19 protein-coding genes, 1 tRNA gene and 1 riboswitch are annotated in these 17,292 nt (G+C 59.8%); of the genes, 9 read left to right on the forward strand and 11 right to left on the reverse strand.

Annotation, left to right across the window (positions count from 1 at the left end):
- Positions 1-17: 17 nt before the first annotated feature.
- A tRNA-Met gene (locus tag FBZ97_RS30090) sits at positions 18-94 on the forward strand.
- A 230-nt stretch (positions 95-324) separates the two neighbouring features.
- On the opposite strand, the gene FBZ97_RS30095 is transcribed toward FBZ97_RS30090, so the two are convergent.
- From FBZ97_RS30095 to FBZ97_RS30110, 4 genes are read right to left on the reverse strand one after another with little or no spacing between them, the layout of a single operon-like run.
- Positions 325-1,383 carry an ABC transporter ATP-binding protein gene (locus FBZ97_RS30095; protein WP_145323276.1) on the reverse strand — a complete coding sequence of 353 codons (1,059 nt, stop codon included), beginning with the start codon at positions 1,381-1,383 and terminating at the stop codon, positions 325-327.
- A 6-nt stretch (positions 1,384-1,389) separates the two neighbouring features.
- On the reverse strand, positions 1,390-2,181 hold the full coding sequence (locus tag FBZ97_RS30100; RefSeq protein WP_145323465.1) for an ABC transporter permease: 792 nt from the start codon (positions 2,179-2,181) through the stop codon (positions 1,390-1,392).
- Positions 2,181-3,005: an ABC transporter permease gene (locus FBZ97_RS30105; protein ID WP_113390774.1), complete on the reverse strand. Its 825-nt coding sequence runs from the start codon at positions 3,003-3,005 to the stop codon at positions 2,181-2,183. Before FBZ97_RS30105 ends, FBZ97_RS30100 begins: the two co-directional genes overlap by 1 nt.
- A 45-nt stretch (positions 3,006-3,050) precedes the next feature.
- Positions 3,051-4,028, reverse strand: a complete 978-nt coding sequence (locus tag FBZ97_RS30110) for an ABC transporter substrate-binding protein (RefSeq protein WP_246661911.1) — start codon at positions 4,026-4,028, stop codon at positions 3,051-3,053.
- A 496-nt stretch (positions 4,029-4,524) separates the two neighbouring features.
- Here FBZ97_RS30110 and FBZ97_RS30115 point away from each other — a divergent pair, with 496 nt between their 5' ends.
- The 5 genes from FBZ97_RS30115 to FBZ97_RS30135 all read left to right on the forward strand — a co-directional run bounded on the left by FBZ97_RS30115 (position 4,525) and on the right by FBZ97_RS30135 (position 9,889).
- Positions 4,525-6,402 carry an adenine deaminase C-terminal domain-containing protein gene (locus FBZ97_RS30115; protein WP_145323280.1) on the forward strand — a complete coding sequence of 626 codons (1,878 nt, stop codon included), beginning with the start codon at positions 4,525-4,527 and terminating at the stop codon, positions 6,400-6,402.
- Between the two features lie 284 nt (positions 6,403-6,686).
- Complete coding sequence (locus tag FBZ97_RS30120) at positions 6,687-7,460, forward strand: TIM barrel protein (RefSeq protein ID WP_246661903.1); 774 nt, start codon at positions 6,687-6,689, stop codon at positions 7,458-7,460.
- A gap of 332 nt (positions 7,461-7,792) precedes the next feature.
- The gene (locus FBZ97_RS30125; protein WP_113333559.1) at positions 7,793-8,581 is read left to right on the forward strand and encodes an EAL domain-containing protein; all 789 of its coding nucleotides are present in this window, start codon (positions 7,793-7,795) and stop codon (positions 8,579-8,581) included.
- 100 nt (positions 8,582-8,681) lie between these two features.
- Entirely contained in the window at positions 8,682-9,269 is a 588-nt protein-coding gene (locus FBZ97_RS30130; RefSeq protein ID WP_173004669.1) for a helix-turn-helix domain-containing protein, read from the forward strand.
- Between the two features lie 170 nt (positions 9,270-9,439).
- On the forward strand, positions 9,440-9,889 hold the full coding sequence (locus FBZ97_RS30135) for a MucR family transcriptional regulator (protein WP_113352079.1): 450 nt from the start codon (positions 9,440-9,442) through the stop codon (positions 9,887-9,889).
- Between the two features lie 209 nt (positions 9,890-10,098).
- Here FBZ97_RS30135 and FBZ97_RS30140 read toward each other — a convergent pair whose 3' ends face one another.
- Positions 10,099-11,706, reverse strand: a complete 1,608-nt coding sequence (locus FBZ97_RS30140) for an inorganic phosphate transporter (RefSeq protein ID WP_113352078.1) — start codon at positions 11,704-11,706, stop codon at positions 10,099-10,101.
- 240 nt (positions 11,707-11,946) lie between these two features.
- Here FBZ97_RS30140 and FBZ97_RS30145 point away from each other — a divergent pair, with 240 nt between their 5' ends.
- Entirely contained in the window at positions 11,947-12,255 is a 309-nt protein-coding gene (locus FBZ97_RS30145) for a hypothetical protein (RefSeq protein ID WP_095433542.1), read from the forward strand.
- Between the two features lie 72 nt (positions 12,256-12,327).
- Here the strand turns inward: FBZ97_RS30145 and FBZ97_RS30150 are convergent, their stop codons facing one another.
- The 3 genes from FBZ97_RS30150 to FBZ97_RS30160 are packed head-to-tail and all read right to left on the reverse strand — an operon-like array spanning position 12,328 to position 13,951.
- Positions 12,328-12,954: a hypothetical protein gene (locus FBZ97_RS30150; protein WP_113395919.1), complete on the reverse strand. Its 627-nt coding sequence runs from the start codon at positions 12,952-12,954 to the stop codon at positions 12,328-12,330.
- Between the two features lie 34 nt (positions 12,955-12,988).
- Positions 12,989-13,729, reverse strand: a complete 741-nt coding sequence (locus FBZ97_RS30155) for a CbtA family protein (protein WP_113395918.1) — start codon at positions 13,727-13,729, stop codon at positions 12,989-12,991.
- Positions 13,730-13,741: 12 nt separating this feature from the next.
- Positions 13,742-13,951, reverse strand: a complete 210-nt coding sequence (locus FBZ97_RS30160) for a CbtB-domain containing protein (protein WP_113352075.1) — start codon at positions 13,949-13,951, stop codon at positions 13,742-13,744.
- Between the two features lie 58 nt (positions 13,952-14,009).
- Positions 14,010-14,085, reverse strand: a riboswitch (cobalamin riboswitch).
- A gap of 112 nt (positions 14,086-14,197) precedes the next feature.
- Between FBZ97_RS30160 and FBZ97_RS30165 the strand changes: the two genes are divergently transcribed.
- Positions 14,198-14,764 (forward strand): histidine phosphatase family protein, encoded by a 567-nt coding sequence (locus tag FBZ97_RS30165; protein ID WP_113352074.1) that lies wholly within the window; start codon positions 14,198-14,200, stop codon positions 14,762-14,764.
- A gap of 27 nt (positions 14,765-14,791) precedes the next feature.
- The gene (locus FBZ97_RS34630; RefSeq protein WP_156090774.1) at positions 14,792-15,070 is read left to right on the forward strand and encodes a hypothetical protein; all 279 of its coding nucleotides are present in this window, start codon (positions 14,792-14,794) and stop codon (positions 15,068-15,070) included.
- A gap of 239 nt (positions 15,071-15,309) precedes the next feature.
- Here FBZ97_RS34630 and FBZ97_RS30170 read toward each other — a convergent pair whose 3' ends face one another.
- The 3 genes from FBZ97_RS30170 to cyoC all read right to left on the reverse strand — a co-directional run bounded on the left by FBZ97_RS30170 (position 15,310) and on the right by cyoC (position 17,290).
- Positions 15,310-16,074, reverse strand: a complete 765-nt coding sequence (locus tag FBZ97_RS30170) for an SURF1 family protein (RefSeq protein WP_113352073.1) — start codon at positions 16,072-16,074, stop codon at positions 15,310-15,312.
- Between the two features lie 185 nt (positions 16,075-16,259).
- Entirely contained in the window at positions 16,260-16,664 is a 405-nt protein-coding gene (gene cyoD, locus FBZ97_RS30175) for a cytochrome o ubiquinol oxidase subunit IV (protein ID WP_092714481.1), read from the reverse strand.
- Entirely contained in the window at positions 16,661-17,290 is a 630-nt protein-coding gene (cyoC, locus tag FBZ97_RS30180; RefSeq protein WP_095433549.1) for a cytochrome o ubiquinol oxidase subunit III, read from the reverse strand. The genes cyoD and cyoC overlap by 4 nt, the downstream gene beginning before the upstream one ends.
- Positions 17,291-17,292: the final 2 nt, after the last annotated feature.

Genomic DNA, 17,292 nt, shown 5'->3' on the forward strand with positions numbered 1-17,292 from the left:
GCGGCTTACGCTGGTGACGCGGGGTGGAGCAGCCCGGTAGCTCGTCAGGCTCATAACCTGAAGGCCGCAGGTTCAAATCCTGCCCCCGCAACCAATATTCCCTCTCAAAGGCCCGCCTAACGCCGGCTTTTTGCGTTCTAGCAACGCCTCATGCCTCCAAACCATCAGCAAGCCCTCGCAACAACCCAAACAATGCAAACACGGAACCAAGGCCTGAAGTCCTCGCAGTACCACCTTCCAATGGCCACAATAGCAATGGCGCAGAGGCTACCCGCCGATGGCGATTGCAACCATAGCTCACAAAAAGAGATCGAAGCCTGAATTCTATTGCTCCGGCTGAAGAATGCAGCATTGCTCAGGCACGGGTACAAGCACGACGGCATCTCCGGCCGCCATCGGCTCCGACAAGGCGCCATTGGCGACGATAGCACCGGCCGCTGTTTCGCATTGGTATTGATAGGCGCGGCCGAGATAGGTGCGTGTTCCCAGAATCGCCGGCAGGCCGTTGCCTTCGCGTCGAACCGAAAGCCCGTCCGCGCGGCAGCCGAGGACAAAACTGTCCGGGATCGGCCCGAAATCGTCCTGCGACAGAATGATCCTTGCACCGCCCGCAGCCTCGGCTGTCACCAGTGCACCTGCTCGCTCGACGACCCTCAACGGCAGCAGGTTTTCGAAGCCGACGAAGCGGGCGACAAAGCTGTTGGCGGGCTTGCGGTACAGGGTTTCGGGTGTGCCGAGCTGCATGATGCGGCCGGCATTCATGATGGCGACGCGATCCGAGATCGAGAAGGCTTCTTCCTGATCGTGGGTCACGTAAAGCGAGGTCGTGCCGTTGGCGCGTTGTAACTGGCGTATCTCGACGCGCATATCGACCCTGAGTTTGGCATCGAGATTGGATAGCGGCTCATCGAACATCAGAAGCGGCGGCTCGATGACGAGAGCGCGGGCGAGCGCGACGCGCTGCTTCTGGCCGCCGGAGAGTGCGCCGGGCAGGCGATCGCCGAGGCCGGAAAGGCCGACGCGGTCCAGCATGGCGCCGGCCTTCGTAAGGCGCTCCTTCGTCGGCGTGCGGCGCTGCTTCAAGCCGAAGGCGACGTTTTCGAGTACCGTCAGATGCGGAAACAGCGCGTAGTTCTGGAACACCAAGCCAATATCTCTGGCATGCGCCGGCAGTGTCGTCAGCTCGCGCTCCCCCAGCTTGATCGTGCCGCTGCTCGGCTGCAGGAAGCCGGCGACGAGCCGCAAGGTCGTCGTCTTGCCGCAGCCGCTGGAGCCGAGCAGCGAGACAAGTTCGCCGGCGGCGACGGACAGCGAAAGATCCTGCAGGACGGCCGTCTTGCCGTAATAGGCGCTGATGGAATTAATGGAGAGCGATACGGTCACGGGCGGCTACTTTGTCAGGAAGGTGAGGCCCAGGGTGGCTTCGACGATCGCCATGACGGCGACGGTGACGAGCATCAGCAGCACGGAAACCGAGGCGATGGTCGGATCGAAGAACTGCTCCATATGGGCGAGGATCTGGATCGGAAGGGTGGAGATACCTGGGCCTGTCAGGAAGACCGAGACCGAGACATCGTTGATCGAGGTGATGAAAGCGAGGATGAAGGCGGCAATGACGCCGGCGCGGATATTCGGCAGCACCACGGTCATGAAGGTCTTCAGAGGTGGGCAGCCGAGGCTGATTGCCGCTTCCTCGATCGAGAAATCGAAACTTGCGAGGCTCGCGCTGACGACGCGCACGGAATAGGGCAGCACCAGCAGCGCATGACCGATCAAGAGGCTCGGGAAGATCGGCAGGTCGAGCCCGATCGTGATCGATTTCATCAGCGAGAAGCCGAAGACGATTTCTGGAACGAGGATCGGCAGCACGAAAAGTGTCGAAAGCCAGCGCGGCAGTTCGATCCTGTAGCGACTGATGGCGTAGGCGGCGGGAATGCCGATCAGCAGCGACAGTGCAGTTCCGAGGAAGGCGAGCTCCAGGCTGGTGATCGCCGTCGTGCGGAAGGCCTCAATCTGAAAGATATTCGAGAACCAGTGCAACGTCAGGCCCTGCGGCGGGAAGGTGAGATAGGTTGTGTCGCTGAAGGCGGCACCGATGATGATGACGAGCGGCGCCAGCAGGAAGAGGAAGACGAGGGCGGTGAAAGCGATGAGCGCGGGATGGACCGTTCTTGGCATGATCACACCGCCATCGGGTTCAGCCGTCGCGCGAGCCGGCTCATGATCGCGACAATGCCGATCGTGACCACCACCATGATGGCGGCGATCGTCGAGGCGCCGACCCAGTCGAAGGTGACCATGGCGCGCTGATAGAGGAAGGTGCCCATCATCATCTGCTTTTCGCCGCCAAGCAGCTGCGGCGTCGCGTAGGAGGTGAAGCTGCCGGTGAAGACCAGCACCGCGCCGACGATCAGGCCTGGCGTGGCAAGCGGCAGGATGACCTGTCGGAAGGTTGCGGCCGGCGTGGCACCGAGCGATGTCGCCGCCTGGATGAGATCCTGCGGTATGCCCTCAAGCACGCCGACGAGCGTCAGGATCATCAAGGGCACGAAGAGATAGACCATCGCGACAATGACAGAGCCCTCCGTGTAGAGCATCGAGAGCGGCTCGCTGATGACGCCGATCGACATGAGGATGGTGTTGAGAATGCCGTTCTTGCCGAGAATGATCAGCCAGGCGAAGGAGCGCACCACCACGCCGGTCAGCAGCGGAAAGACAGCGGCGATGATCATCACGCTTTTGGCGCGGCCTGGCATCTGCGCGATTACATAGGCGGCGATGAAGCCGATAAACAGCGAGATCGCCGTCGTGATCAGCGCCACTTCGATCGTCCTGAAGAGTACCGTGCGGCGAAAGCCGCTGGAAAAGAAAGTGACATAGGGGGAGAAAATCCCCTTGAGGTCGCCGAAGGTCGCCGCAATCGTAATGACGACGGGAACGAGCAGGAAGAGCGCTACGGCCAGAATGGCCGGCGTCGCCAATCCCCATTTCATCAAATGCTTCATCAACTACATTCCGTGAGAACGCCGCAGACTATGCGGCATGCCCTGTTACATGCCGAAGATCTCGTTCCAGCGATCGAACCAGTCCGGTTGCGCCTCGATCAGCTTCTGATAGTCGATGCGGCTGAGCTTGGCGATCATTTCGGCGCCGTAGGTCCAGAGCTTGGCCTTTTCCGGCGGCAGCACCACCTTGGTCGAGACCGGCGCATCGACGCCCTGTTCGGCTTCCGCTTGCTGCACGTCCTTCGACAGGATGAAGTTGATGAACTGGTGCGCGAGCTCGACGTTTTCCGAGCCCTTTGGAATATTGACAGTGTTGAGGACAGCGATATCGCCCTCCTTCAGATCGGCCCAGGCCATCGTCGGAACGGCCGATCGTAGGGATGACAGAACAAAATCCTGCGTGATCGCCACCTTGGCCTCACCCGTCGAGATCAGGTTCACCAGTTCGGAGCCGGTATTGTAGTTCTTGACGACGTTCGGCTTCAGCGCCTCGATGGCCTCAAACGCCTTGTCGGCATCGGCATAGGGATCGGCGCCGGCATGCTTGCCGGCTTGGAGCACCGTCAGCGGCCCGCCCGTTGTGGTGATGCCGGGAAGCGAAACGGCGCCCTTCAGGTCGTCGCGCCACAGATCGTTCCAGGAGGAAACCGGTGGGTTCACCTTCGCCGTATCATAGACGATACCGATGCGGCCGATCGTGTAGGCGGGGCCGTAATTGCCTTGCGGTGCCTTGGCGATATCGTAGAGATCGGCAAGGTTGGGGAGCTTGCTGCGGTCGACTTCCTGGAAGAGACCCTGCTGGATGCCGAGCTGCGAATAGCTGTCCGTGAGATAGATGACGTCGACGCCCTTACCCCCTCGCAGCTTCAGCTTGTTGAGGCGGTCGGCATTGTTGCCGGTTTCGAAAACGACATCGCAGCCGCAGATCTTCTTGAAGGGCTCGATGATGTTGGCCTGCATCTTCTCGCCATTATAGCCCCACCAGGAGATAGTCAGCGTTTTTGCCTGGGCGAAGCCCGGCATCGCAGTTACCGCGGCAAGGAGAACAAATCCCGCGACACGGGCAAGGGTGAGGCCGTTCATTCTCTAAATCCTTTTGGTCAATGAAATCGGGCATATGTTTCAAGCTTGCAGGATACTATTTTTCGAGCACCGGCTTTACAAGCCCAACAAATGGGCAGGGTGGCGGTTTTTGCCTTTGATGGGATGAATATGTCGCGTCACGCTAGGACGTCCGGCCATTGCACATCGTTGAGATCCGCGAACTCCTTTCCCTTCTTGGCGAAGGGCTATCGCATATGAGCTGAAGTCGTTGCCACCTCCCCTTCTCCCCGAGGGGAGAAGGAGCTTCCGGTGCTCATCCGCTCCATATGCGATAGCCCTGCTCCTTGGGGGAAGGAGTAGCGCAGCAATACCTTCATTTCACATCCGATTATTCTGCCGGTGGGCCGGGCAGCTTTACATGCGGATTGGTCATCTCTACCCTCAATTGACCGAATATCCTGCAGGCATGCTTCTCATGACATCCCCGAACACAAATCTTCCGGACGATCTGCTCATCAATGCGGCGGACGAAGTGCTGATCCGTCAAGATCTGACGCTGACCGCGCTCGGCCGCCGTCCGGCGGATCGCCTGCTGCGTGTCGGCAGGCTTTTGGATGTGCATAGCCGCAGCTGGCTGGACGACCAGGAAATCGTCATCAAAGGCCGGCGGATCGCCTATGTCGGTCCGGCCGGCAGTTATCAGGGTGAGGTGAGCGAGCGTGTGCACGAGCCGCATCTCGCAGCCGTTCCCGGTTTCGGCGAAGCGCATAAGCATATCGAAAGTTCGCATCTGACGCCGGAATGGGAAGCGGCTCTGGTCATGCCGCATGGTGTCACCTGGACTTGCGAGGCAAGCCACGAGTTTTCCAATGTGAATGGTGCCCGCAATCTGGAATTCTGGCTGGAAGCGCGTCGCCGCGGTTCGCCGATGAAGATATTTCCTCTGCCGGGATCGGCCGTGCCGCCGACGGCTTACGAATGGGGTGGCGGTCACTTCGGCTATGACGAGCAGCAGTCGTTTCTGCGTGAAAGCCTGATGGTGGCCGGCCTTGACGAAGTCATGGACTGGCCGTCGGTGAGCAACCCGGAGAATCCGGCTTACGATCGCCTTTGGGGCATGATCCGGGCCACCTTCGAACAGCGCGGCGTCGTCGAAGGCCATGGTGCGGGCTTGCGTGATCTCGCTTCGATCAATGCCTTTGCCGGCGCAGGTCTTGCCTCCGATCACGAGGGCTGGTTTCTTGACGAGATCTGGGAAAAGCTGACGCATGGCCTGTTCATCGAACTCCGTCCGCATTCCCTGCCCGAGGTCATCAAGGGGTTGATCGATAAAGGCCTGTCCGACTGGTCCCAGATCGCCTTCGTTACCGATGATCGCAGCGCCAGCGATACGCTGAAGATCGGCGCGACAGACTATAATGTCCGGCTGGCAATTGAGAATGGGCTGTCGCCGGAAATTGCCATTCAATGCGTGACGATCAATCCTGCCCGGCATATGCGGCTGACGCCATGGGTCGGCTCGATCGCGCCCGGCCGTTTTGCCGATATCGTGCTGCTGGACGATGTGAAGACGCTGTCGATCGCCAGGGTCTGGGCCGATGGCAAGCCGGTATCCGAAGGCAAGGCCTCCATCGGCGTTCGTCCGGAGATCGACTGGCCGGCATGGGCAACGCAGACGGTTCGCATCGATCGGACCGTCACGGCGGAAGATTTTCGCATTGCCGCTCCATCAGCGTCCGACACGGCCAAGGCCGCACTGCTGCGGCCGTTTCACTGGGCCGATGATTTCATCACGATGGATCTGCCGGTTCGCGATGGCGCCGTTCAGCGCGATCATGATCGTAACGTCACGAAATTCGCGATCGTCGACCGCTTTTCCGGCGAGGCTAAGGTCGCGCGCATGTTCTGGCTGGGCACTGGCCCGCGCACGCCGGATACCGCCCTTGGCGCAACGCTCGGGCACGATAAGCACAATATCTGGGTGGTCGGCTCCTCCGATGAAGCCATGGCCATGGTCGCCAATGCGCTGAAGGATCAGCAGGGCGGCTGGGTGCTGGTTTCGGGCGGAAAGGTCGTCGCCCGCGTCCGCTACGAAGTCGGCGGCCTGATGACGGCGCGCTCGGCCGAGGAGCTGGATGCGGAGATGCAGGCGCTGTATAAGGCCGGGGCCGAGATCGATTGGATGTATGAGCCGACCTTCTCACCGCGCTGGTGGCGGGGCTTTCCCGAGCGGCTTTCCTTCGCGACGCTCACCTGCGCGCCCTGGCGCTGGGTTCTGGTTGCCCCCTCCGAAAGGGCGCCGGAAGGCTTCGTCAATGTCGCGACCGGGGAAACGCATCCGATCGTCTGGTGATGGATACCCGGCTTGCTTATTGTGAATATCCCTCGCCGTGCCGTTGATCGCTAATGAGCTGCCCCACGGGGCGGATTGCGATCGGAGCTTGACGGCCGAAGCCAGCTCCTTAATTATCCGTTTGGTTACTTATGTCGAGCCGCAGACCGCGGATGGGTGGAGCGTATCCATCCGCGCGTTGAGCGGGTGCCAACCGGGCGGAGGAGGCTCTGGTGATCACAGTTGATAGTGACAGGTCGCGGACAATGTTGGCATTTTCCACACTGGGATGTGCGGAATTCGAATTGAGCGAAGCCCTCGGATTGGCAGCGAAGCATGGCATCGGCGCCATCGAAATCCGCGCCCTTGCCGGCACTGTCGATCTGGTTGCCTATTTCACCGAACGGTTCGGTTCTCCGGCCGGCTTGGCCAAAGTGCTGCAGGCCTCTCCCGTTAGCGTCTGTGCCTTCAATACTTCGCTGCGTCTTGTCGGCGCGACAGCGCAGGCGAAGGAGGAGTTCCTGCGCTATCTTCCATGGGCGGAGGCCGTCGGCGTTCGTTCGCTCCGGGTTTTCGACGGCGGCGAAACCGCCGACAAGGGCGAGTTGGCCGAGGCGCTGGCGACGCTGCAATGGTGGCGTGAGACTGCGGAGCGTGAAGGCTTTCATGCCGCTATGGTCGTCGAGACACATGATTTTCTTGCATTGCCGGACGCTATTCCTCGCTTCCTTGAAATAGCGCCCGATTGCGCTCTTATCTGGGATACGCATCATACTTGGCGCAAGGGCGGACAAGATCCCGTCGAAACCTGGAAGCAGGTTCGGCGCAACACGCACCATCTCCACATCAAGGACAGCGTTTCCGTGCCGGGGCCGAGACTGCCCTATAGGTACGTGCTCCCCGGTACCGGCGAGTTCCCGATGGCGGCACTGCGGTCAGCGCTCGATGCCGATGGTTATGCCGGCATCATGAGTCTGGAGTGGGAAAGATTGTGGCACCAGGATCTGCCGCCTCTGGATTTAGCCCTGCAGGCGGCGCGGCAAAGTGGCTGGTGGTCCCAGACGGCAAGTGCTGAATAATTGTTGAAGAGCATTAATATTTTGGTTTAGTTGTGCGGGAGAAGCTGCGCGGAGATTGACTTTTGCAGCGCTAGTTAATTAGTGTATTAGCATTTATTAAATAACTATCTCGTAGGCATATCCGTGCTGGGTTGACTATGGTCTTCGGCGCAATATTTCCAGCTCGATGAAGGGGCCTCAATGATTGAGGTTTGAGGGTGTCTGGAAGATGGAAGAGGCGGATTATAGACACCGGAATCCGATGTTTCGGAGCGAGACGCGCCGTTCATCATCCGCTGTTTCCTGTTCCTGGATGTTCCTCGATCGCCGCGTCGCCCCGAAAGGGAAATCCGATGAACGGTAGTGCAAGCCGTGAGGAGGAGGGGCATGGAGCCCTGATCTTGAAGGCGATCGCTGAAGGTGGCCTGGGTTTTGCGGCGCAATGGATTCATGATGCCGGAAATGTCGGCAAGGTATTCTACGCGGAAAGCCTGGCGCGCGTAACGGACTCGGACGGCACCGTGCACACGGCCGGCACCTTCGTCTCGCTGCTCGAGCGGCAGGATCGCTGGTTCGATCTCGATCTGCGCATTCTGGATATGGTGCTGTCCGATCTGACTGCGGATGAGGCGCTGGTTCTCGGTTTCAATCTTTCCGCCACCAGCCTGTCGCGCCGCGATCGGTTCGCCGATGTATTCGGCCGAATCAGCCGCCGCCCGGAGCTTGCTTCGCGCCTCATCATCGAGGTCACCGAAAGCTATCCAGTGGTTGGCGCATCCATCGAGCGCATGAAGATGATCCGTGACCTCGGCTGTCGTATCGCCATTGACGATTTCGGGTCGGGTTTCGCCACGCCGGCATCGCTGTTGCAGGTGCCCGCCGATATCGTCAAGATCGATGCAGCCTTCGTGTGGGATAACAGGCAAGGGCGCGACGGAAGCGACAGCCTCTCCCATCTCGTCGGTTTTGCCGCCTGCTTTGCTCCCTTTGTCGTCGTCGAGGGTATCGAAACCAGCTCCCAACTCGATGTGGCGCGGGAAGCGGGCGCAACGCATGTACAGGGCTTCCTGCTGTCGAAGCCGGTTTCCTTGGCCCAGCTCCGGCGCTACAAGCGGAAAGCCGTCTTGCGGGGGGTGGAATGATTTTCCCGCCGAATATGACCGCAATCTCCAAACCTTATGCATGGCGTATGTCCGCCGGTCTTTCGCCGAAGCCTGCCATCAGGGCCTTGCAGGTGAGGTCATGATGAAGCAGCCGGCTTTCATATCCGCCTATCAGATCTCGGCGGCCCGGGCTGCGAGCGAGCTCAAGACGAAGACATTGCTGCGCGCTTTTGTGAGCCGGCTTCGCATCGTCTTTTCCGGGAGAGGCGAGCTGGTCGCCACATTCGTCGGCGGAACCGAGCCGCATGTCCTTATCTGCGATCAGGCGGCAGAAGCGATTGGCCGCGTCAGCATAGATGCCGAGACCGGGCTCTACGTCCTGTGCGAGCTCGGCGGTCATGCTGATGATGTCGTTATCGTGACCGCAAGCGAAAATCGATTGATCGAGGAGATCACCCTCCATCTTGGCGATGGCCGTTTGCTGCAGGGAGCGGTCGATACCGCCGTCAGCAGCCTCGTTGGCCAGACGATGGAGGATGTCGAGCGCAAGCTTATTCTCCAGACGCTGCAGCATTGCGGCGGAGATCCCACTCATACGGCGTTCATGCTCGGCATGCCGCTCGTCACTCTTTGCAACAAGCTGGCGGTCTACTTCTCGGACTCCGCCGGCGAACTGCCGCAGACCGCTGCGGATATGGGATACGGAGCGAAAAGCTACCGGCTGTGATTGCGCACGCATTTCATGCGGTCGCATTGTACCCCGGTTACCAAACCGGGATCGCGCTCCTGGAACAGGGCGCAAATCGAAACGGCGCGCTGCCCGGCTGCGGGTATCGCGCATGATGCAATTCGAGCGGGGCGGCGCACGAGGAACCAAATGAGATCCGGGAAAAGATCATGGATTCTTTCAGCGAGAGAAAAGACCCCGTACCCCAGAAGACGCCTGCTTTGTTCGATGGCTGCGTGAAGATCGTTTCAGCCTATGTCAGCCATAATGCCATCCCTGTTCACAGCCTCCCCAGGCTTATCAAGGATATTCACGAGGCGCTGCAAACGTTGGATGGGTCGGCTTCGATCGTCGATCGAAGCAACTTGGTGCCGGCGGTGGATTTGAAGAAATCGGTGACAAACGACTACATCGTCTGCCTCGAAGACGGCAAACGCTTCAAGACCCTGAAGCGCCATTTGCGCGTGCATTATGGCATGACGCCCGAGGAATACAGACAGAAATGGGGACTTGCTCCCAACTATCCGATGGTTGCGCAGAATTACGCCAACCGTCGCTCGGAACTTGCCAAGATTTCCGGCCTCGGTGCGAACGGCAACAAGAGGGAAGGCGTCGGCTGAAGCAATCCGCAAACAGGCGCCTCATGCGCTCCTGACGGCTCGGCTTCGATGCTCCGTGGGAATGCAGGCGGATCTCGCGAACGCTTTCGATGCGTTTTGCGATGCCGGCCGCAGTGCCGCGTCTGCCGGCGGAATGCTGCAAATGAAATGACGCCCCGTCAGGGGCGCCATAGTCTTATCGAAAATGTTCGACGCCTTTATCGCGACGATTAGAAGACCTGGCGCAGCACGACGAACAGCACGAAGGCAAGCGCGATCGAAGCTGGCAGCGTCAGGATCCAGGCCATCAGCATGTTGCGAACGGTCGACCATTGCAGGCCGGAACCGTTGGCGGCCATGGTGCCGGCGACGCCGGAGGACAGGACGTGCGTGGTCGAGACCGGCAGGCCGAGATGGTCGGCAGCACCGATCGTCAGCATGGCGACGACTTCGGCGGCAGCACCCTGGCCGTAAGTCAGATGCGTCTTGCCGATCTTTTCGCCGACGGTGACGACGATGCGCTTCCAGCCAACCATCGTGCCGAGGCCGAGTGCCAGTGCCACGGCGACCTTCACCCAGAGCGGAATGAACTTGGTCGCGTGATCGACGGCGGCGTGATAGTTCGTAACGGCCTTCAGGTCGTCGGCGCTCATCGGCAGCAGCTTTTGCTTGTCGATCAGCTTCAGCGATTCACCGATCAGGTAGATGTCGTTACGAACGTTGCTGACGAGGCCGTTCGGCAGCTTCTCGACGCTCGGATAAGCGGCGATCTCGGCGCTGGTGGCGTGAATGTAGGCCTGAAGTGCCGGCGTGGTCGCATCCGACCAGATCTTGCTCTTGACAGCATCGCTGACCGCAGCCTTCGGATCGGCCGGAGCGGCAACGCCGGGCTTCACATACTTGCCAAGCACGGTCTCGACCTGCGTTGAGGCAGCCTTGTAAGCCTCGAGATAGTTGACATCGGGTGTGCGGTTCAGCGCAAAAGCCGTCGGCACCAGGCCGATGAGGATAAGCATGATGAGGCCCATGCCCTTCTGCCCGTCGTTCGAGCCGTGAGCGAAGCTGACGCCGGTGCAGGTGAAGATCAGCAGGCCGCGGATCCAGATAGGCGGCGGCGTATTGCCCTTCGGCGCTTCATAAAGCTCCTTATTGCGGATCAGCACCTTGGCGACCAGCAGCAATATTGCAGCTGCGGCAAAGCCGATGATCGGCGACAGGAGCAGCGACATGCCGACGCTGCTTGCCTGCGACCAGTCGACACCGCTGGTGGCGGAGCCGGCGGGTGCCAGGAACTGGTTGGCGAGGCCGACCCCGATGATCGAGCCGACGAGCGTATGCGAGCTCGAGGCCGGCAGGCCGAGATACCAGGTGCCGAGGTTCCAGATGATGGCGGCGGTCAATAGGGCGAAGACCATGGCGAGACCGGAGCCGGAGCCGACTTGCAGGATGAGTTCGACCGGCAGCAGCGCCAGGATGCCGAAGGCGACGGCGCCCGACGAAGTGAGAACACCGAGGAAGTTGAAGAAGCCCGACCAGATGACGGCGAATTCCGCCGGCAGCGAGCGCGTATAGATGACAGTGGCGACGGCGTTGGCAGTATCGTGGAAGCCGTTGACGAATTCGAAGCCGAGCGCGATCAGCAGCGCCAGGCCGAGTAGGATCCACGGAACGGCGGCAGCTTCGGCGAGGTCGCTGCCAAGGGCATAGCCGACATAGGCAAGGCCGGCCAGCACGACGACACCGAAGATCGGCAGAAACCATTTTGCCGAACTACCGGCGCCGTGAATTGGATGGTTGGCATTGCCACCCTCCGAAGTGTTTGAAGCGAGGTCGACCATCCCAAACTCCTTTATGGCAATTGATATCGTTGGTGTAAGCCTCCTTCATGAAACTCTCGTGACGCGCGAGTAGGTTGCGGCTGGCCGCAAATACCGGCAACAGGACGCTTTTTGGGCTGCGGTCAGGCGTTTGGTCTGATCTTGATTTCGCCGTCAAATGGCCTTTTTCGGTTCAGCCGGCGTTCATACCTCAAGGGGTTAAATCCCGCATGTAAGGGACTTGGATAGAGGGCCATCAAAATGAGATCGTCCGTGATTGCCATCGCTGCCTTGTTTGGCAGCCTGGTTGTATCTTCGGCAGAGGCAATGCCTATCCCAGCCGTTGGGACAGCGGCCTCAGCGCCGATCGTGAAAGTTGACTATGCCTGCGGTCGTGGCTGGCACCTGACGCGCTGGGGCGAATGCCGCCCCAATCGCTGGGGTCCGCCGCCCCGGCGCTGGGGTTACTACAGGCCGCCACCGCCGCCGCCATGGGGTTGGCACGGCCATCGCCATCATCGCGATGGCTGGCGCGATGACCGTTGGCGCGATCGCCCGCGTTACTGGTAAGATCAGAAACACCGCCGCACTTCGCGGCGGTGTTTTGTTAAGGCCAGCTCGAGGAACAGTGCGCAGCGGTTCCTAAGATTGAGCTTGCGGCCGTAATGCGCGCGCGCCTAGCCATAGCCCTGCAAGTACGAACAGGCTGGCCGATAAGATCGCAGCAAGGCTTTTCGCATGAAGCGCGATATCGGCAAGCTTCGGCCGGATGAGATCGGCCGTATTGAAATTCTCGCCGCTGAATTTGCACAGGATGAGCGAGAGGTTGTTGCGCACGAGTGCCAGATCGATATCGGAGACGAGGTCGTCGACCGGTTCCTTTTCCACTTTCATGGCACGCATCTGCAGCAGCACTGCTTTTGCAGCCGCAAGATAGGCGTGCGAACATTCGTTGAAAGGGCTTTCCTCGTCGCTGACGCTGCCTGGCATCACGCCCCATAGGCAATAGGCACGCTGGATCTGCGCGAAGTTCAGGAGACGGCGGAAGGTTTCGTCGGTATCCGATATGCTCTCGGCAAGCGAAATGATCCGCCCGTAATAGGGAGAGATCACAGCCATCTCGCCATGGGTGAGACTGGGAATCGGAATGCCGGCCTGGCTGCCGGAGGAGCCGCTGCCATGTGCGGCAACCGAAACTGGCCAACCTGCAACGATGAGACAGAAGATTGCAAACAGGACGCCACCTGGATACAGGCGTCTCCCGCGCATGTTGCCATGCGCGGGATGCGATCTATTTACCACACTAAACCCGGCGTAGGGCCGCATTGCCGTAACGTGTCTGCGGCAACTGACGTTCCGCCCAGGCTCCGAAGGCAAGGCCGAGCGTCGTCCAGAGAATGGCGTGCATGCCGAGCGAGGTGACGCGGAAGCGCCAGAGCACGACGGCGGAAAATTGCTCGGGCACTTCGTTGATGGGGGGAAGCAGATATTGGATCAGCGCGATGAAGACGATGTAGCCAATGCCGGCAATGATCGCACCGTTCCAGGAACCATATCGCGCTGCCAGCCTGCGACCGAAGCCCACCGCGACGATCATGCCGACGACGGAGGCAACGATCATGATGAAGAACAGTTCCGTTCTCGCGCCGATCGTATCGGGATTGCCGACGGCCGGTGGGTTTGCCGGATACTTGAGATCGGGCACGAGCGAAATCGTCACGAAAGCGGCGAGCGCGAGCAGCGCTGCCGTGCCGCGCGCACCCAAGGGGCTGATGCGGCCGTAGATGAAGGAGAAAACCAGCGCGAACAATCCGCCGATTGCGGTGGAAAAGATCACGCTGCCGGTGAAGAGGCCGATGCCCGCCTGCGTAGCGCGGCTGACAATCTCTGGTTCAGGAGCTTCGCCGGCCGCCTGCGCGGCCTTTTCTTCAAACCCGATGGCCCAGTCGACCAGCGGTTCGCCGAAGATGTGGGCAAAAGCAAAAACGAAAATACCGGTCAAGGCCCCGACGATCATGCCGCGGAGCAAAAGACGTCCAACCATGTGCTTGACCCCTTAGTGGCAGGGGAAGCCGAGCAGGTGGCGGGCATCATGCACGAATTCGTGCACATACATGCCCGAGAAGAGCGAGGTCGCGCCTTCTTCTGCGCCGATGAAATAGATCGCAAGCAGCATCAGCAGGCCGGCAAAAATAGCCCAGGGCAGGATTTGGCCGAGCGGAATCGGCTGTGGAACTGCGGTTGGGGCGAAAGTGGTGTCGGACATTGTATTTCCCTCTTTAAGAAAAGCGCGTTCCATTTGCGGAAGGGTTCTTGCGGGAAGGGTCTGGCTCTCGGAGGGCGGAACTCGTCCGTCTTCGATTACAGTGGCGCGACCGCGCCGGGATTCCACCGGCTTCCACACCCGCAAGTGCAAGTTTATAGCTATCTGCAAATATAATTGTCAATCAAGCGCCACTGCGATGCTAAATCGCGACAAGAGCGCACCGGGGGATGGAATAGAGGAAGTTTCATGAAAACGCGTTTGAGCTGGATTTGCCATGGGGCAACGCAAGCCAATCGGAATGGCTGCTTTCCGGATGACGAACCCTTGGAGGCGAAGGCGGCTCAGCAGGCTCAATCCTTATCCTTCAGGCTGGGGGCGATCGATCGGGTCTGGGCGAGCCCGGCTCTGCGCGCGCGCCAGACCGCCGCGGTCCTCGGTCTCGACGCTATCCCGGATGTCGCCTTGCGCGAATGCGATTATGGCGACTGGCGGGGGCAATCACTAGCCGAACTGCATGAAAGGGATGCGGAGTCCCTCGCGCTCTGGATGACGGACACGTCGGTCGCGCCGCATGGCGGCGAAGCCCTCTTGTCGGTCATGAAACGTGTCAGCGAATGGATGGGAAATCATATCGAGGATGCCGGCCATATCGTCATCATCACCCATGCGAGCGTCATTCGCTCTGCCGTTCTGCAGGCCTTGCAGGCGCCGCCTGCGGCATTCTGGGCTGTTGATGTCGAGCCGTTCGGGATTGTCGAAATGACGAGCGACGGCCGGCGCTGGCAGCTTCGCTTCCCGAAGATATCGATCTAAGGTCTGTGGGATTCACATTGGCTTGATGTGATTCAAGCCTTTGATGGACCGCTTATTCTGACTGACACCCAATGGGCGAAGATGGCGTCGTATTGTCTGCAACCAACCGATCCGGTACGTAGCGGCAGTGACAAGCTGTGTTCGGCAGGCGCTTACGATTCGCTGGTTTCGTTATTTCTTCTTTCCTTGATCATGATGCCATTTGATGGCGAAGAACATGCCCGTGCCCAACACGAGAACTTTGAACGTAATGAAGACTATAGGGAACCAATCCATTATTTTGAATATTTCCAGGCTATTACTTGACACTATCTATCGTGAGGAGCGCTAACTCAAGACTGCTGCTTCAGCACCTTCATCTTTTGTTCAAACCATCGCCGAATCCAACTTCGATCATAACATTCCCATCCACACGGCATTAATGGTGCTATCACCCATCTCGCCGCAGCCGCCCTTAATTCACGATGAATCTCCACAGACCTTAGAGTAGTTTCAGCAAAAGCGCGGTTTCGCGTCGGAAATTACGTGAAAGCAAAGGGTGGCGATCAACGAGCCACTTTTGCCCGCTGCCGCTCGAAATAGACGAGATAGACTGCCAGCCCTAATGTCATGGCGGCCAGTCCGTACCAGGTGATGGCATAGACGAGATGGCTGTTGTGGAAGGTGATCTGCGTCAGCCCGCCCACGGGCAATCCGCCGGGATTTTTCGCATCGTCGGCATCGATGAAGTAGGGCGCCACGTTCTGCAGCCCCCGGGCCTCGGCGATGGCTGCCACGTCGCGCGAATACCAGCGCTCCTCCGCCGGCACGTTTGAACGCAGCAGCGTGCCTTTGGGCTCGCTGATACGCAATAGGCCGGTAACGGTGGTCTCACCGGAAATCTCGCCTTCGGCGCGCGTCGCCGGATTGCGCTTCTCGGTTGGCACGAAGCCACGGTTGACGATGATGATCGTGCCATCTGCAAGCTTTAGCGGCGTCAGCACCCAATAGCCTGCGCCGAGAGCGGTCGAGGCATAGACCTGCACTTGCTTGTCATTGAGGAAAGTGCCGCTTGCCTGGACATGCTTGTATTCGGAGTTTTCGGCCGTGACGTCCGCCCACTCTGCGGTGCTGGGAGCCGGAACCGCCGGAGCATGCACGCGTGCATCGACCCGGGCGATCAGATCCAGCTTCCAATGCAGCCGCTTCACTTGCCAGGTGCCGAGACCGATGAGGAGGGCCGTCAGAAGCAGAAGCAGCGACACCCAGATGACCAGGGTCAGCGTCGTGCGCGGCTTGCCCTGAGAGGTGTTCGAGGAAATATCGGTCATGGCGCTGATCTCCGGGGAGGCGCTGCCGCATGATTTCGGGAGGTTCAATTCTCTTCGCTGAAGATCATGCGCGGTCGGGAAGATTTGGCTGCGGCTTTCGGCATTTCAAGCATGCAACGCGCAGCACCCGGCGGATTTCACGCCGGAAGAGGGCGGGCCTTCGCCTGAAGGCCCGCCGTTCGAATTTACGGCATGTTGCGCATCATCTCGGGCGACATGGGCATCATGTTCGCGTTGAGGTGATGCATGACCCAGAGCGAGCCGGACAGCGCGATGATGACGATCACGATCGTAAAGATCAGCGCCATCATGTTCCAGCCGCCTTCTGAGCGGGTGTTCATGTGCAGGAAGTAGATCATGTGCACGACGATCTGGATCGCACCGAGGATCATGACGATCGCTCCGGTGACGGCCGGATCGGGGATGACCTTGGCCATGACCAGCCAGAAGGGAATGGCGGTCAGGATGACGGAGAGGATAAACCCCGTCATGTAGCTCTTGAAGGTGCCGTGCGCCGCCTCGTGGCCGCCATGGTGATCGTGGCCGTGGGCGTCGCCGGAATGATGCGAATGGTTAGCGTTCGAGCTCATCCGAGAACTCCCATGAGGTAGACGAGAGAAAACACGCCGATCCAGACGACGTCCAGGAAGTGCCAGAACATCGAAAGGCACATCAGGCGGCGCTTGTTTTCCGGGATCAATCCATAGCGGCCGACCTGCACCATCAGCGTGATCAGCCAGACGATACCGGTGGTGACGTGCAGACCGTGCGTGCCGACCAGCGTGAAGAAGGCGGACAGGAAGGCACTGCGCTGCGGGCCGGCACCGTCGAGGATCAGGTGATAGAACTCATAGAGTTCGAAGAAGATGAAGAGGGCGCCGAAGATGCCCGTAATCGTCAGCCACATCAGCGTGCCCGACTTGTTATCCTTCTCCATTGCCAGCATGGCGAAGCCATAGGTGATGGAGGAGAAGAGCAGCATCGCCGTGTTGAGGGCGACGAGCGGCAGCTCGAAGAGGTCGGCCGGCGACGGGCCGGCCGCATAGCTGTGGCCGAGCACGGCGAAGGTGGCGAAGAGGACTGCGAAGATCAGGCAGTCGCTCATGATGTAGATCCAGAAGCCCAGCATGGTGCTGCCTTCCGGATGATGCTCTTCCGTCATGTAGAAGGCGGGTGTTTCGCCATCCTTGGGAGCGTGTGCGGTTGGGGTCGTCATAA

The organism is Rhizobium sp. ERR 942 (genome assembly GCF_007828395.1).
GTDB classification, from domain to species: domain Bacteria; phylum Pseudomonadota; class Alphaproteobacteria; order Rhizobiales; family Rhizobiaceae; genus Rhizobium; species Rhizobium dioscoreae.